This window comes from Dyella agri (assembly GCF_044904705.1).
GTDB lineage: Bacteria > Pseudomonadota > Gammaproteobacteria > Xanthomonadales > Rhodanobacteraceae > Rhodanobacter_A > Rhodanobacter_A agri.
In genome coordinates, this window is sequence record NZ_JADIKL010000011.1 from 20,543 (window position 1) to 34,723 (window position 14,181).

The 14,181-nt window shown below is 67.8% G+C and carries 12 protein-coding genes; 10 read left to right on the forward strand and 2 right to left on the reverse strand.

Going from position 1 to position 14,181, the window contains the following annotated elements; genetic code table 11:
• The first annotated feature begins 51 nt into the window (after nt 1-51).
• The 8 genes from ISP14_RS16115 (at nt 52) to ISP14_RS16150 (ending at nt 5,630) form a co-directional block, all read left to right on the forward strand.
• Nucleotides 52-510: a hypothetical protein gene (locus ISP14_RS16115; protein WP_404541762.1), complete on the forward strand. Its 459-nt coding sequence runs from the start codon at nt 52-54 to the stop codon at nt 508-510.
• A gap of 99 nt (nt 511-609) precedes the next feature.
• Nucleotides 610-1,152 (forward strand): peroxiredoxin, encoded by a 543-nt coding sequence (locus ISP14_RS16120; protein ID WP_404541764.1) that lies wholly within the window; start codon nt 610-612, stop codon nt 1,150-1,152.
• Entirely contained in the window at nt 1,152-1,688 is a 537-nt protein-coding gene (locus ISP14_RS16125) for a hypothetical protein (protein ID WP_404541767.1), read from the forward strand. The genes ISP14_RS16120 and ISP14_RS16125 overlap by 1 nt, the downstream gene beginning before the upstream one ends.
• A 99-nt stretch (nt 1,689-1,787) precedes the next feature.
• On the forward strand, nt 1,788-2,540 hold the full coding sequence (locus tag ISP14_RS16130; protein ID WP_404541769.1) for a DUF2884 family protein: 753 nt from the start codon (nt 1,788-1,790) through the stop codon (nt 2,538-2,540).
• A 146-nt stretch (nt 2,541-2,686) separates the two neighbouring features.
• Nucleotides 2,687-3,130 (forward strand): PA2169 family four-helix-bundle protein, encoded by a 444-nt coding sequence (locus ISP14_RS16135; RefSeq protein WP_404541770.1) that lies wholly within the window; start codon nt 2,687-2,689, stop codon nt 3,128-3,130.
• 139 nt (nt 3,131-3,269) lie between these two features.
• A complete protein-coding gene (locus ISP14_RS16140; protein ID WP_404541771.1) occupies nt 3,270-3,596 on the forward strand; it encodes a DUF2845 domain-containing protein in 327 nt (108 codons plus the stop codon).
• A 51-nt stretch (nt 3,597-3,647) separates the two neighbouring features.
• Nucleotides 3,648-4,565 carry a DUF2884 family protein gene (locus ISP14_RS16145; protein WP_404541772.1) on the forward strand — a complete coding sequence of 306 codons (918 nt, stop codon included), beginning with the start codon at nt 3,648-3,650 and terminating at the stop codon, nt 4,563-4,565.
• 228 nt (nt 4,566-4,793) lie between these two features.
• On the forward strand, nt 4,794-5,630 hold the full coding sequence (locus ISP14_RS16150; protein ID WP_404541774.1) for a mechanosensitive ion channel family protein: 837 nt from the start codon (nt 4,794-4,796) through the stop codon (nt 5,628-5,630).
• Between the two features lie 137 nt (nt 5,631-5,767).
• Here ISP14_RS16150 and ISP14_RS16155 read toward each other — a convergent pair whose 3' ends face one another.
• Both ISP14_RS16155 and ISP14_RS16160 read right to left on the reverse strand, forming a co-directional pair.
• The gene (locus ISP14_RS16155) at nt 5,768-9,352 is read right to left on the reverse strand and encodes an ABC transporter permease/M1 family aminopeptidase (protein ID WP_404541775.1); all 3,585 of its coding nucleotides are present in this window, start codon (nt 9,350-9,352) and stop codon (nt 5,768-5,770) included.
• Nucleotides 9,353-9,377: 25 nt separating this feature from the next.
• Nucleotides 9,378-10,262, reverse strand: a complete 885-nt coding sequence (locus ISP14_RS16160; protein WP_404541777.1) for an ABC transporter ATP-binding protein — start codon at nt 10,260-10,262, stop codon at nt 9,378-9,380.
• Between the two features lie 251 nt (nt 10,263-10,513).
• Between ISP14_RS16160 and aceF the strand changes: the two genes are divergently transcribed.
• Both aceF and lpdA read left to right on the forward strand, forming a co-directional pair.
• Complete coding sequence (aceF, locus tag ISP14_RS16165; protein WP_404541779.1) at nt 10,514-12,202, forward strand: dihydrolipoyllysine-residue acetyltransferase; 1,689 nt, start codon at nt 10,514-10,516, stop codon at nt 12,200-12,202.
• Nucleotides 12,203-12,301: 99 nt separating this feature from the next.
• Nucleotides 12,302-14,137, forward strand: coding sequence for a dihydrolipoyl dehydrogenase (gene lpdA, locus ISP14_RS16170; protein WP_404541782.1), 1,836 nt, complete (start codon nt 12,302-12,304; stop codon nt 14,135-14,137).
• Nucleotides 14,138-14,181 lie beyond the last annotated feature (44 nt).

Here is a 14,181-nt window from a genome sequence, read left to right on the forward strand (position 1 = left end):
GGATGGAAACGGGTTCCGTACCAGATGGCGCCATTGAAAAAGGAGAAGCCGATGAGCAAGCACACACTCGCCCTGACCGCCGCCCTGCTGCTGGGTACCGGCGTCCTGACGGCCTTGCCGATCGCACCCGCGCATGCCGCGAAAGCCGACGTGAAATGCCATCTCGACTTCACCTTGTCGGGCTGGTCGATCATCTACAAGCACGCCGAAGGCAGCGGCACCGTGCGCTGCGGCAACGGCCAGGAGGCCGCGGTGAAGATCTCGGTGATAGGTGGCGGCCTCACCGCAGGCAAGTACCGCATCGACCATGGCACCGGCGACATCACCCACGTGCGCGGCATCGATGACGTGTTCGGCGACTACGCGCAGGCGGGCGCCGAAGCCGGCGTGGTGAAGAGCGGCACCGCCCAGGTGCTGACCAAGGGCACCACATCGCTGGCCTTGGCCGGCCACGGCGAGGGCATCAACCTCGGCGTGTCGATCGGCAAGTTCACTATCAGCCGTCGCTGAGCATCGCCGGCTTGCCGGTGCGAAGGGCGCCCTCGCGGCGCCCTTCGCGTACCTGTGCGGCGTACACTGGGCGGCGTCGTCCCCTTCCAGAGAGCCGCCATGCGCCGCCTGTCGCTGCTGTTCGTGCTGACCTTGTTGTGCGGTCTGTCCGCCGCGCCCGTGTTCGCCGCCGATACGATGCCGAAGGCCGGCACCATCGCTCCCGCCTTCCGGTTGCAGGACCAGGACGGCCACTGGCGCAGCCCCGCCGACTACCACGGACACTGGCTGGTGCTGTACTTCTATCCCAAGGATTTCACCCCCGGCTGCACCACCGAGGTCTGTACCTTCCGCGACGACGTCGCGAAGCTGCGTCAGGCGGGCGCCTCCGTGGTGGGCGTGAGCCTGGACGACGTGAAGTCGCACGCCGACTTTGCCGCCAAGTACCACGTGCCGTTCCCGCTGCTGGCCGATACCGAACACCAGGCGGCTGCTGGATACGGCGTGCTCGGCAGCATGGTGGGCATGCACTACGCCAAGCGCACCACCTTCCTGATCGACCCGCAGGGCCGGATCGCCAAGATCTATGTCGACGTCGATCCCAAGGCGAACTCGGGCCAGGTGCTGGCCGACCTCGCCGCCATGAAGAAGGCGGCGCCCTGATGGCGGTGATGGCCCGGGCCGAACCCGGTTCCACCGCGCGCGGTTTTGCGGCCTGGCGCGTGGCGGTGTGGTTGCTGCTGCTTCTGGCGGCGTTCGGCTGCGTGCAGTACCTCGGCCATGCACAACTGCTGTGGGCGCAGCGCGCCGGCTTGTCGCCGACCGACAGCGCCGCGATGCACCGCATGCTGGCCTGGGACATCGGTTACCTGCTCGCCGCGTTCGCGTTGATCGTGCTGTGCGCCGGCTGCATCCTGCGCCAGGGCTGGGCGCGTGTACCGCTGCGCGTGGCTGCGGGCGTGCTGGCGCTGTGGGCGCTGGTCGGCGGCGGCATGATGCTGGCGCAGTGGCCGCAATACGACCGCGCCAGCGCCGACGCGCTGGTTCAGTTCGGCAACGATGCCACCTTGCGCGCCGCGGTGGTGCACGCCCGGCGCGTCTACCGCCTCACGCTTGCGCTGAAGGCGGTCGCGATGCCCGTGCTGCTGTGGCTGGCCTGGCGGCTGGGCACGCCGGCGGTGCGCGCGCAATTTCGCTAGCGGCGCTGAGCGGCAGCACCCACTGCCGCAGCGCATGTTCAGCATGGGTTGCTCCGGACGCAGGTATCGCTGCGCCATCTCGCCTGCGGAATCCCCTCGATGCGCTTCTGCCGTTTGCCGTTGTTCTTGTTGCCGCTGTTGGCCGTACTGCCGCTGCACGCACAGGATCTGGCCACCACCTGTCATGCCACCAGCAGCTACGACGTGACGCTGCGGTCGGGCAGCGTGCTGTTCGACCGTTCCGCGCCCACACCCACGCGGGTGGAGCTGAGCCAGGGCGCGCTGCGCGTCGACGGCGCGGCCGTGCCGCTGAATGCCGAGGATCAGGACCGCCTGAGCCTGTTTGAACGCGACCTGCGCGCGCTGGCGCCGCAGGTTCGCACGGTAGCGCAGCACGGTGTGGATATCGCGGTGCGTGGGTTGCGCGAGGAAGCGGCGGGCATGGGCCTGGACGCCGACACCCGTGTCCAGCTGGATCAGCGGCTGGCGGCGAATGCGGCGAGCCTGAAGCGGCGCATCGCGGCCAGCAACAGCACCCACGACTGGCAGGGCGGCGCGATGGACCAGACCATCAACCAGATCGAAAGCGACCTGCTGCCGCTGATCGCCGGCGACCTCGGTCAGCAGGCACTGAACGCCGCCATGGGTGGCGATCTGCAGACGGCCGGGGATCTGCGCGACCGCGCGGCGAACCTGGCCACGCAACTGGAGCCGCGCATGCGCCAGCGGATGCAGGCGCTGCGGCCGCAGATTGCGGCGTTGTGCCCGGCCATCCGGCAGCTGGCGACGCTGCAGCAGGGCGTGCGCGACAACCGCGGCCGGCCGCTGGATCTGCTGCAGATCGGCCAATAACCGGCCCATTCAGGGTGGCGGCGAGCCGGCCGCGGTGCTCGCCACCGGTCGGCAGGCGGTGGCAATTCTGCCGCGGATTAATCTCCGGCTAAGTAGCCATGGCCGAGGATAGCGCCACCATCCTTCATGCTCGTCCGGGGGCGACCGTGACAGCGCGCGTCACTCGTACCATCTGCAATCAGTTGATCCGCCGTGGCATTGACCTGTGCCATCTGTACCGTCATGCCGCCCTGGCAGTGAGCGAACCGGGCCTGCGCACGGTGCTGGGCGAGGAGGCGCAGACGCTCGCCGTGCTGGTCGCCGAGTTGCAGCGCGAAGTGGTGCGAACCGGCGGCGAACCGCGCACGCGCGGCAGCTGGCGGGCTGCGCTGCGCTGCCGGCTGGTAGACAGCATGGCGCGCGCTACCGCACGGCGCGACCACACCTGGATCCGTGCCCTGGTGCAGGACGAAGGCGCTCTGCTGCATGCCTACGAGCGCGCGATCGCCGATTTGCCGGAGGAATCCGCGCAAGGCCTGCGCCGGCAGCTGCCGCGCTTGCGCGGCATCCATCTGGACATGCACAGCCTGGCGGGTGCCGCGCATTCCTGAGCCTGGCGCGGCAGGCGACTACACGGACGCGTGCGCCGCACCCACCTGACCCCAGGCATCCAGCCATGACAGGCGCCGCCATGGGCGGGCTAGCCTGCGTGACCGGGTGCAGTCGCGCCCGTCACCTGGGGAGCGCACCATGCGCCATCGACGACTCGCCGGCCTGTTGGCCTGCATCCTGTTCACCGGCAGCGCCGGTGTGTCCGCTTCCGACAGCCTGCGCGTGGGAAACCGTGTGCTGGTGGTAGGCGACAGTGCTGCCACGGTAACGGCGCTACTCGGCAAACCCACGCACAAATCGCACAGTAGCGCGGCTCGCGGCAGCGGTCGTGGCAGCAAGCGCGGCCGCACGGCCCGCGGCAACACGGCGCATGGCGAGCAATGGCAGTACCGACGCCGTGGCCGGGTGATTGTGGTCACCCTGGTCGCCGGCCGCGTCAGCGACATCGACGATCGCAGCAGCTGACGGTCCCGGGGCGTCAGCCCGTGACTGATGGCAGGGTATGACGCATGGCGCATGCCGCCGCCGGCTACATGGTCAAACCTTTCGGGCGGGTCGGCACATCCAGACCGGCATTGGGCCAAGAGGCCCGCGTCACGGGAGGTTTCCATGTCCAGACACGGCACAACGGCGGCGCTCGTCTTCGCGATCGGCCTCGCCTTCGGCCTGCAGGCGCAGGCCGGCGAAGTCCATGTGAACGGCGACCAGTGTGGCTACAACAGCAACTACGACGTACAGGTGACACCCGCGGGCATCGGATTCAGTCGCGGCGGCACGCGGCCGAACGCGGTCTTCATGCACGACGGCACGTTGCGCGTCGATGGGCAGCCGGTCGCGGTGTCGGCGGACGATGCGGTGCGGCTGCGGAGCTACGAAGCGGACATGCGCGGCCTGCTGCCCGAGATGGCAGGCATCGCGCACGACGCCGTGGATATCGCGTTTGACGCGCTGGACACAGTGGCCGCCACCTTGGGCGGCAGCCAGCACCGCCGTGACGCCCTGGTACATCAGCTCAACCAGTCGCGGATGGAAGCGTTGCGCGGGCTGGAGGCCAACATCAACGCCGATCACTGGAGCCAGCAGGATTTCTCCGACGCGATCGAGCAACCGGTCAGCGCGGCCAGTGATCAATTGGCCGGCGCGCTGACGCGCAGCGTGATGTGGTCGCTGTTCACCGGGCGCGCCAGCGAGCTCGAGGCCCGTGCCGACTCGGTCGACCAGTCGATGGAAAAGGAAATGAAGGCGCGTTCGGGGCAACTCGAGGCGCGCGCCAAGGCGATCTGTCCGCGCCTGGCGGAGATGAACGATCTGCAGCGGCAGTTCCACTTTCGTCTCGCCGACGGCCAGCCGCTGCAACTGCTGACGGACAATCGGGATCGCAAAGGCAGGGACAGCCAGAGCGGCGCAGACGGTGACGAAGTCGCCGGGCGCTGATACCCCCAAGATCCGTGCGCTCCCCGCACGGTGACATGCCGCGCCCGGCGTGATGCCGCCCGCGGCATTTTTTTTGCGGCCACCATCCTCGGCGATCGTTCTTCGGGTCATCGCTGCGCGACATAAAAAACCGCTACTGCGGGGGTTTGTGCGGCGCAGGCAAAGGTAGGGACGCGGCGAACACGATCCTGCTGCTAGGCTCGCTGCCAGTCTTTCCGGGTGACCGCCATGCACGAACTGTTGAGCCGCCTTGCCTCCGTGGACCTTTCCACCATCGCGGCCAACATCGGTCCGCGTCTGCTCGGCGCGCTGCTGATCCTGTTGATCGGCACGTGGCTGGCCGCACGACTGGCGAATTTCACCCAGCGTGCGCTGCATCGGGCGAAAGTGGACGACACCCTCGTCGGCTTCCTGCGCAACCTGGTCTATGGCGTGCTGATCGCGGTGCTGGTGGCGATGGCGCTGGCCGCGCTGGGCGTATCGCCGGCACCGATGGTGGCCGCGCTGGGCACGGCGGGACTCGCCATCGGCCTGGCCTTGCAGGGCTCGCTCTCCAATCTTGCCTGGGGCGTGCTGCTGATCATGTTCCGGCCGTTCCGGGTGGGCGATTACGTTACCGCCGGCGGCATCGACGGCACGGTGCAGAGCATCAACCTCATGCACACCTTGCTGGTGTTGCCGGACAATCGCGAGGCGATCGTGCCGAACGCCAAGGTAGGCAGCGACGCCATCCTCAACTTCAACCGCCGCGGCACGCGCCGGGTCGACCTGAAGATCGGCCTGGGCTGGCGCGACGACCTTACGCAAGCGATGGCCACCTTGCAGCAGGTGCTGGTGGACGAGCCACTGGTGCTGGCCGAGCCTGCGCCGGGCGTATGGGTAGACGGCATCGCCGGCCAGACCGTGACCCTGGTGCTGCGCGGCTGGGTGAACAGCCCGGATGTGTGGTCAACGCAGACAGCGTTGTTGCGCGCGGTGAAGCGGCGCATCGATGCCGGCGAGCTCAGCTTGCCGGCAGCTGCGCATGAGGTGAGTGTGGTGCAGGTGCCGGCGAAGGGTGGCTGAGGGGGCGTTTGACTGCCTGCAGGATGGCGATAACGGACCGGTGACTGTTTGCGCCGATGAAGTTTCGCGCCGCTGATGCGGCGCGATCTGCCTCAAGGTCCGGGTGCCGCCATCTCCAGCCGCCAGCCATCGCCCCTCTACTGCAGCGTCACCGCCTTGCGGTTGTCGTCGGGCACGCGGTCGATCAGCTCGTTGTAGGGGTCGATGCCGGCCATCGCCGGTTTGCCGTCCACGGTTACCGTGATGGTGCTGTCGCCCTCGGGCAGCAAGCGCTTTTCCAGGTACAGCGGCTTGCCGTCCTTGCCGTCGCCGGGCGAGGCGGCGAACACGCCGATCTCGATCGGGATATTTGGTGCCGCCGGGGTTTCCTTGCCCTTGCCGTCGGCGTAGGCCATGCCGGCGTGTACCTTCATGGTCACCTCGTACCTGCCGTCGGGCAGCTTTTTCGCGGTGGCGTCCTGCAGGCGGTTGTCGAACAGGGCGATCTTCCAGAAGAAGCTGTCGAGCAGCGGCTGCGATTTCGGTCCCAGCGCGGCCGACAGCGCATCCATGAATTCCTTCGAGGTGGCGTAGGGCGGCTGCTGGAAACCCTTGTCGACGAGGAACTGCTTCAACATCGCATCGAGCTTGTCTTCGCCTACGTAATCCTGCAGTGCGTAGAAGACCAGCGAACCCTTGTTGTAGTGGATGTACTGCTCGTCCTCCACCTTCGCGAGCGGCTCCTCGGCCACCTTGTCGGTGGCCCGTCCGGCCAGGTACCTGTCCAGCTCGTACTTCAGGAACCGGCGCATCTGGTCGGCGCCGTATTTGTGCTTCATCACCATCATCGCGCTGTACTGCGCCAGCGATTCGCTGAGCATGGTGGAGCCCTGCATGTTCGCGCCGATCACGCGGTGCGCCCACCACTGGTGCGCCACTTCGTGGGCGGTGACGTAGTAGACGTAATCGATCTGGCCAGGGTCGCGCAGGTCGGCGATGAAGCCGATCGATTCGGAGTAGGGAATGGTGTTGGCGAAGGACTGCGCGAACGAGGCGTAGCCAGGAAACTCCAGGATGCGTAGCTGCTTGAACTGGTATGGCGTGAAGTGGCTGTCGTAATAGTCCAGCGAATCCTTCGCGCCCTCGATCATGCGGTCCACGTTCCAGGCGTGCGCCGGGTTGTAGTAGACCGAGATCTTCACGCCCTTCCAGTCCACGCTCTTCACCGCATAGCGCGCGGAAAGATAGGAATAGAAGTTCAGCATCGGCTGCTGCATCACGTAGTGGAAGTAACGGCGGTCGCCCTCCGTCCACTCCTTCTCCAGCGTGCCCGGCGCCAGCGCGATCTGGTCGGCGGCGGTGGAGACGGTGGTATCGAAGCTGATCCAGTCCGCGTCGTTGGACAGATAGGTGTCGGCGCGCGCCTTCTCGTCGTCCAGTGGCGGCATGCGCGGCACATCGGGCTTCAGGCCGTACTTGCGGCGGTCGTTGCGGTCGGTGAGCTGGCGGCTGGCCTGGTAGCCGAACTGCGGCAGCATCTGGCTGTTGAAGAACGTGCCGTTGTGCACCAGGAAGGTTTCGCCGGTGCCGTTGGTGAAGCCCTTGGGCGCGTAGTCGATGTCGAAGTCGAACGGCATCGATGCGCCGGGCGCCAACGGCGTCTTCAAGGTGTAGACGGCCACGCCGAGGCGCCGGTCGAAGCTCGCCGTGTCGTGTGGCGCGAACGCGAGCGCCTTCGGCGCGAAATCGTCGGCGTAGTTCACCAACAGCTCGGTCACCGGCACGTCGCGCTTGTTGACCAGAGTGTAGTGCGCATGGATGCGCAGCCGGCGCTGGTACGGGTAGATATCCACGTCGGCCTTCACCGCGGTGATGCGCGGCTGCGGCAGGTCGGCATACTTCGCGTACTGCTTCTCGTAGTCGGCCTGTTCGCGCTGCTGCGCCGCGCCGTCCTGGTAATGATTGAGCACGTTGGTGTTGTAGAAGATCCACACGCCAAGGCCGGCGAAGCCCAGCAACGCGGCGGCCAGCACCGCCGCCGACGCGGGGTGCAGCCGCGCCCGCGCTTTGCGCATGCGTTCGCGCCAGCCCTGGCCGGTGCCGCGCACCCACAGCAGCGCGGTCAGCACCAGCAGCGCCAGCGCGAGGCAGGCCCAGTACGCGTCGAACCACAGCGCGCCGACGATGAAGTGGCCGAAGCCGTTCATGTCCGAATACGGCACGTCCGGCGCGCCGGCGTAGTTGTACAGGTTGTGGTCCCAGTGCAGCCAGGGAAAGGCCAGCTGGCTGATGAACCACAGGACCACCAGCAGGTAGCCGAGATAGCGATTGTTGGTGGCCACCTGCAGGAACAGCGCCAGTACCGCTAGCAGCACGAACGGGATCGCCTGCAGCGCCAACGTGCCGAGATAAAGTCCGGGCTCGATGTGCGTGTAGCCATGGCCCAGCTGCCAGCCGATGCCCAGCACGGCGCCTGCGCCGAGGAACACCGTGATCACCGCCAGCAACGCGCCCAGCTTGGCGGCCAGCGCGATCCAGTCGGGCAGCGGGAAGGCGTCGCTGACTTCGGCGGTGTGCTGATTGCGCTCGCGCCACACCAGCTCGCCGGCGTAGAACATCACAATGACGTAGAGCAGCCACTGCATGCCGGAGCGCTGCATCTCCAGCAAGTTGTGCGTCACCGGCCAGGTGGGCGTGACGTAGATGCGCGCCACCAGGGCGTAGGCGAACAGCGTATTGACCAGACCGAAGGCCAGCATCACCAGGAACGGCACGCCGCGCAGCACGCTCCAGGTCTCGAACGCCAGCAGGTGCCGCAGCTGGACCAGGCGCGCGCGCCAATCGGTGGACCGCCGTACCGTCGGCAGGCTCAGCGTGGCAGCCATGGCGGCCGGGCGCAGCAGCGGCGGTTCGGTGCGCCGCACGCGCCGGCGCAGTTTCAGACCCTCGCGGTCGGTGCGGAACAGGGCGAACGCAGTGCCGGCCAGCAGCAGCGCGACGCCGATCCACAGCAGCCGGTTGAACAGCAGCAGGCCACCGAGCGGCGGCAGCTGGCGGTTGATCTGGTCCGGCGTCCAGTAGCGCGTGACGATCTGCAGCGTCCGGCTGCCGAACGGGTCGAGGATCGCCGCCAGCGCGTGGTGGCTCACGTCCTGGGTCAGCAGTTTGGCGATCGACAGCAGCACGATGAAGGCGATCACGCCAATCAAGGTGGCCAGCAGCGAGCGCGTGGCGGTAGCGAGCAGGAACAGCACCGCGGCGATGAACAGCAGGTTCGGCAACGCCATCACGCCGAGCGCCCAGGCGTAGCCGTGCCAGTCCGACGGGCCCAGCCGCGCCGCATCGACCCACGACATGCTGCCGCCCAGCGCCAGCCCCAGCGCGCACAGCAGCATGATCGCCACCATCACCAGGTAGCCCGCGGCGAAGCGCCCGCCCAGGTAGGCGCGCTTGCGCAGCGGCGTGGCGAACACCAGCTCCGAGGTGCCGTAGTCGAAGTCGCGCAGCGCGGCGCCGGCCACGAAGGCCGCCGCCAGTAGCAGGCACAGCGGCGTGAGGTTGTCGAGCAATCGCACGATCACCAGCGGCGCGTTGCGCAGCACGTTGCCGCTGGCGCCGCCCAGCATCACCGCATCGGTGCTGGCGGATATGAAGGCCAGCGCCCCGAACACGAAGGCGATGATCCAGAACAACGGCGCCTTCAGTTGTTGGCGCAGCTCGAAGCGGAGGATCTCGAAGAGCATGGTTTCCTTCCCGGCGGGCGTGGCGTCAGGCGGCGCGCGTAGCGACCTGCGCGCGCAGGCGGCCGAAATACACGTCTTCCAGGTCGGGGGCGACCGGCTCGAAGCCCGCCTCGGGCAGGCTGTCGGCCAGCACGTGCAGCAAGGTGCGGCCGCCGGCAAGGCGGGTGGACAAGATGTTCATGCGGGCGCGGTAGCCGTCCAGCTCTGCCTTGTCGATCATGCGCCGCCAGACCCGGCCTTCCAGCGCCCGAATCGCTTCGTACGGTTCGCCGGCCAGCAGCAGCTGGCCCTGGCCGATGATCGCCATGCGCTGGCAGAGATCGGTGACGTCCTCCACGATGTGGGTGGAGAGGATCACCACCACCCGCTCGCCGATCTCGGCCAGCAGGTTCAGGAAGCGGTTGCGCTCCTCGGGGTCCAGGCCGGCGGTGGGTTCGTCCACGATCACCAGCCGCGGGTCGCCGATCAGCGCCTGGGCGATGCCGAAACGCTGGCGCATGCCGCCGGAGAAGCTGCCCAGCTTGCGTTTGCGCACGTCCCACAGGTTCACCTGGCGCAGCAGCGCCTCCACCAGCTCGCGCCGCTCGCCTTTCGCGACGACGCCCTTCAGCACCGCGAAGTGGTCCAGCATCGCCTCGGCCGAAACTTTCGGGTACACGCCGAATTCCTGCGGCAGGTAGCCGAGCAGGCGTCGGGTGGCCTGTTTGTCGGCCAGCAAGTCCATGTCGTCGAGCCGGATGGAGCCTTCGTCCGGGTCCTGCAGCGTGGCGATGGTGCGCATCAGCGAGGACTTGCCCGCGCCGTTGGGTCCCAGCAGGCCGAACATGCCGTTGGGGATGTCCAACGAAATGTCGCGCAGCGCACGCACGCCGTTGGCGTAGGTCTTGGACAGGTGGCGGATGCTGAGCATGGCTTCCTTGGTGCCGTGGGCGGTGACGGGCCGGTGGGCACAGTGTGGCCGAGCGGGTCGGCGCGCCGCATGGGCCTCACGTCACGGGACTTTCGTCACGGCCAGGATTCGTCACGCCGTGCATACGTATGCGCATGCGCGCCAAGTGCGGCGAAAGCTGCCGCTGGAGCGCCCCGTTCGCTATGATGGAAGCCTTGCGGCCGCCCCCTGTCCCCCCGCGCGGTCTGCCCTCGCCATTCGCAGGAGACACCATGGCCGACATCCAAGAAGCCCGCGTACCCGACATCGGCGGTCACGACAACGTGCCGGTGATCGAGGTGATGATCAAGCCCGGCGACCGGGTGGAAAAGGAACAGAGCCTGATCACGCTGGAGTCGGACAAAGCGACCATGGAAGTGCCCGCGCCGTTCGCTGGCACCGTAAAGGAAGTGAAGCTGAAGGTGGGCGACGAAGTCTCCGAAGGCGCGCTGATCGCGCTGATCGAAGCCGACGGCGCCGCCGCAAAGCCGGCCGCGGCACCTGCACCTGCGCCGGCGGAAGCCCCGAAGCAGGCTGCCCCTGCCAAGGCCGCGGAACCCGCGCGCAGCGAGGCGCCGAAGCCCGCAGCCGGTGGCGTGCGCGAGGCCCGCGTACCCGACATCGGCGGCCACGATGGCGTGCCGGTGATCGAGGTGCTGGTGAAGGCCGGCGACACCGTGACCAAGGACCAGAGCCTGGTCACGCTGGAATCGGACAAGGCCACGATGGAAGTGCCCGCGCCGTTCGCCGGCGTGGTGAAGGAAGTGAAGCTGAAGGTGGGTGACGAGGTCTCCGAAGGCGCGCTGATCGCACTGATCGAGAGTGCCGACGGCGGCGCTGCCGCGCCGGCTCCCGCTGCAGCACCTGCGCCGGCCAAGGTCGAGGCGCCGACGGCGGAGGCGCCAGCCCCGGCCAGCCGTCGCCCCGAGCCGGGCCATGCGCCGGAAGGTGATGTGCCGCCGCAGGCGCGCCCGCCGTTCGACGCCAACATCGTGATGCCGGGCGACGCGCCCTACGCCAGCCCGGCGGTGCGTGCCTTCGCGCGCGAGCTGGGCGTGGACATCCACCAGGTCAAGGGCAGCTCACGCGGCGGCCGCATCGTGCGCGAGGACGTCAGCGCCTACGTCAAGCACGCGCTCGCCTCGGGCGCGCGGCCGGTGAGCGGCGGTACCGTGGCGGCAGGCGGCGGGCTCAACCTGCTGCCGTGGCCGAAGGTGGACTTCAGCAAGTTCGGCGCGATCGAGGAAAAACCGCTCTCGCGCATCCAGAAGATCTCCGGCGCCAACCTCGCGCGCAACTGGGCGATGATCCCTCACGTCACCCAGCACGAGGAAGCTGACATCACCGAGCTGGAGGCTTTCCGCAAGAAGCTCGGCGAGGAGAACAAGGACCTCAAGATCACCCCGCTGGTGTTCCAGATGAAGGCAGTGGTGGCGGCGCTGAAGGAATACCCGCAGTTCAACGCCTCGCTGGACGAGACCGGCGAGAAGCTGATCCTCAAGAAGTACTTCCACATCGGCATCGCGGTGGATACGCCCGACGGCCTGGTGGTGCCGGTGATCCGCGACGTGGACAAGAAGGGCTTGCTCGACCTCGCCCGCGAACTTGGCGAGATCTCGAAGAAGGCGCGCGACAAGAAGCTCGGTCCCGCCGACATGTCCGGCGGCTGCTTCTCGATCAGCTCGCTGGGCGGCATCGGCGGCACCGCGTTCACGCCCATCGTCAACGCGCCGGAGGTGGCCATCCTCGGCGTCTCCAAGGCCTCGATGAAGCCGGTGTGGAACGGCAAGGAATTCGAGCCGCGCCTGATGCTGCCGCTGTCGCTGTCCTACGACCACCGCGTGATCGATGGCGCGCTGGCCGCCCGCTTCGCCGTGTTCGTGGCCAAGCAGCTCGGCGACATCCGCCGCATGTTGCTCTGACCTCCGGCTCCCTCTCCCCCTGCGGGGAGAGGGCTGGGGGTGAGGGGCTGGGCTTGCGCCGCCGCCCCATCGAGCGAAAAGAATGACGAAGGATTCCCCATGGCGAACACGATCGAAGTGAAGGTCCCCGACATCGGTGGCCACGACAACGTGCCGGTGATCGAGGTGCTGGTGAAGGCCGGCGACACCGTGACGAAAGAACAGAGCCTGATCACGCTGGAGTCGGACAAGGCGACGATGGAAGTGCCGTCGAGCGCCGCCGGCACGGTGAAGGAACTCAAGGTGAAGGTGGGCGACGAGGTCTCCGAGGGCGCCGTGATCCTGGTGCTTGAGGCGGAGGGCGCCGGTTCTCCCGCTGGAAACGCCGGCGCTCCGCTCTCCGCTCCCTCCGGAAGAGGGGCTGGGGGAGAGGGTTCGGCCTCGCCGGGCGCTCCCGCAAGCCCCGCCCCCTCACCTCAATCCTCTCCCCAAAAGGGAGGGGAGGCGAAGGCGCCGCAGGCGGCGGCGGTTACTGGGAAAAACCCGGACATCACCTGCCAGCTCGTCGTCCTCGGCTCCGGCCCCGGCGGCTACTCCGGTGCGTTCCGGGCTGCCGACCTCGGCCTCGACACCGTGCTGGTGGAACGCTACGACACCTTGGGCGGCGTCTGCCTCAACGTGGGCTGCATTCCCTCCAAGGCGCTGCTGCACGCCGCCGCGGTGATCGACGAAGCCGAGGCGATGGCCGCGCACGGCGTCACCTTCGGCAAGCCCAAGCTCGACATCGACAAGCTGCGCGACTTCAAGGCCAGCGTGGTGGGTCAGCTCACCAAGGGCCTCGCCGGCATGGCGAAGCAGCGCAAGGTGCGCACCGTGATCGGCACCGGCAGCTTCGTGTCGCCGCATGAAATGGAAGTCCATACCGCCGAAGGCGTGAAGCTCATCCGCTTCGAGCAGGCCATCATTGCCGCCGGTTCGCAATCGGTGAAGCTGCCCGCGTTCCCGTGGGACGATGAGCGCGTGATGGATTCCACCGGCGCGCTGGAAATGAAGGACGTGCCGGGCAAGCTGCTGGTCGTCGGCGGCGGCATCATCGGCCTGGAAATGGCCACGGTGTATGCCGCGCTGGGCAGCGAGGTGACCGTGGTCGAGTTCATGGACCAGATCATCCCCGGCGCCGACGCCGACCTGGTGAAGCCGCTGGCCAAGCGCCTCGGCGGCAAGGTCAAGGGCATCCATCTCAAGACCAAGGTGACCGAGGCCAAGGCCGGCAAGAAGGGCATCGAGGTCAAGTACGAAGGGGAGAGCATCCCCGAAACCGCCGTGTTCGATCGCGTGCTGGTCGCCGTGGGCCGTTCGCCCAACGGCAAGAAGATCGGCGCCGAGAAGGCCGGTGTGGCGGTGACCGATCGCGGCTTCATCAACGTCGACACGCAGCTGCGCACCAACGTGCCGCACATCTTCGCCATCGGCGACATCGTCGGCCAGCCCATGCTGGCACACAAGGCAGTGCACGAGGCGCACGTGGCGGCGGAGGTCGCGGCGGGCCACAAGGCGCACTTCGACGCGCGCGTCATCCCGTCCGTCGCCTTCACCAACCCCGAAGTGGCCTGGGTGGGCGTCACCGAGCGCGAAGCCAAGGAGAAGGGCCTCAAGGTCGGCGTGGGCAAGTTCCCGTGGGCGGCCTCCGGCCGCGCCATCGGCATCGCGCGCACCGAGGGCTTCACCAAGCTGATCTTCGACGAAGAGACGCATCGCATCGTCGGCGGCGCCGTGGTCGGCGTGAATGCGGGCGACCTGATCTCCGAGCTGGCGTTGGCGGTGGAGATGGGTGCCGAGGCGGCCGACATCGCGCTCACCGTGCACCCGCACCCGACGCTGGGCGAATCGGTGGGCATGGCGGCCGAGGTCTACGAAGGCACCATCACCGACCTCTACATTCCGAAGAAGAAGTGATTGCCGCACTGTGCTGCAACGTGGTGCGCAAGCCCGCGAGGTGA

What these genes read in the sequence shown, in the direction of transcription:
- ISP14_RS16115 (WP_404541762.1), top strand. Translation starts at nt 52, where the DNA reads ATGAGCAAGCACACACTCGCCCTGACCGCCGCCCTGCTGCTGGGTACC.
- ISP14_RS16120 (WP_404541764.1), top strand. Translation starts at nt 610, where the DNA reads ATGCGCCGCCTGTCGCTGCTGTTCGTGCTGACCTTGTTGTGCGGTCTG.
- ISP14_RS16125 (WP_404541767.1), top strand. Translation starts at nt 1,152, where the DNA reads ATGGCGGTGATGGCCCGGGCCGAACCCGGTTCCACCGCGCGCGGTTTT.
- ISP14_RS16130 (WP_404541769.1), top strand. Translation starts at nt 1,788, where the DNA reads ATGCGCTTCTGCCGTTTGCCGTTGTTCTTGTTGCCGCTGTTGGCCGTA.
- ISP14_RS16140 (WP_404541771.1), top strand. Translation starts at nt 3,270, where the DNA reads ATGCGCCATCGACGACTCGCCGGCCTGTTGGCCTGCATCCTGTTCACC.
- ISP14_RS16145 (WP_404541772.1), top strand. Translation starts at nt 3,648, where the DNA reads ATGCCGCCGCCGGCTACATGGTCAAACCTTTCGGGCGGGTCGGCACAT.
- ISP14_RS16150 (WP_404541774.1), top strand. Translation starts at nt 4,794, where the DNA reads ATGCACGAACTGTTGAGCCGCCTTGCCTCCGTGGACCTTTCCACCATC.
- ISP14_RS16155 (WP_404541775.1), bottom strand. Translation starts at nt 9,352, where the DNA reads ATGCTCTTCGAGATCCTCCGCTTCGAGCTGCGCCAACAACTGAAGGCG.
- ISP14_RS16160 (WP_404541777.1), bottom strand. Translation starts at nt 10,262, where the DNA reads ATGCTCAGCATCCGCCACCTGTCCAAGACCTACGCCAACGGCGTGCGT.
- aceF (WP_404541779.1), top strand. Translation starts at nt 10,514, where the DNA reads ATGGCCGACATCCAAGAAGCCCGCGTACCCGACATCGGCGGTCACGAC.
- lpdA (WP_404541782.1), top strand. Translation starts at nt 12,302, where the DNA reads ATGGCGAACACGATCGAAGTGAAGGTCCCCGACATCGGTGGCCACGAC.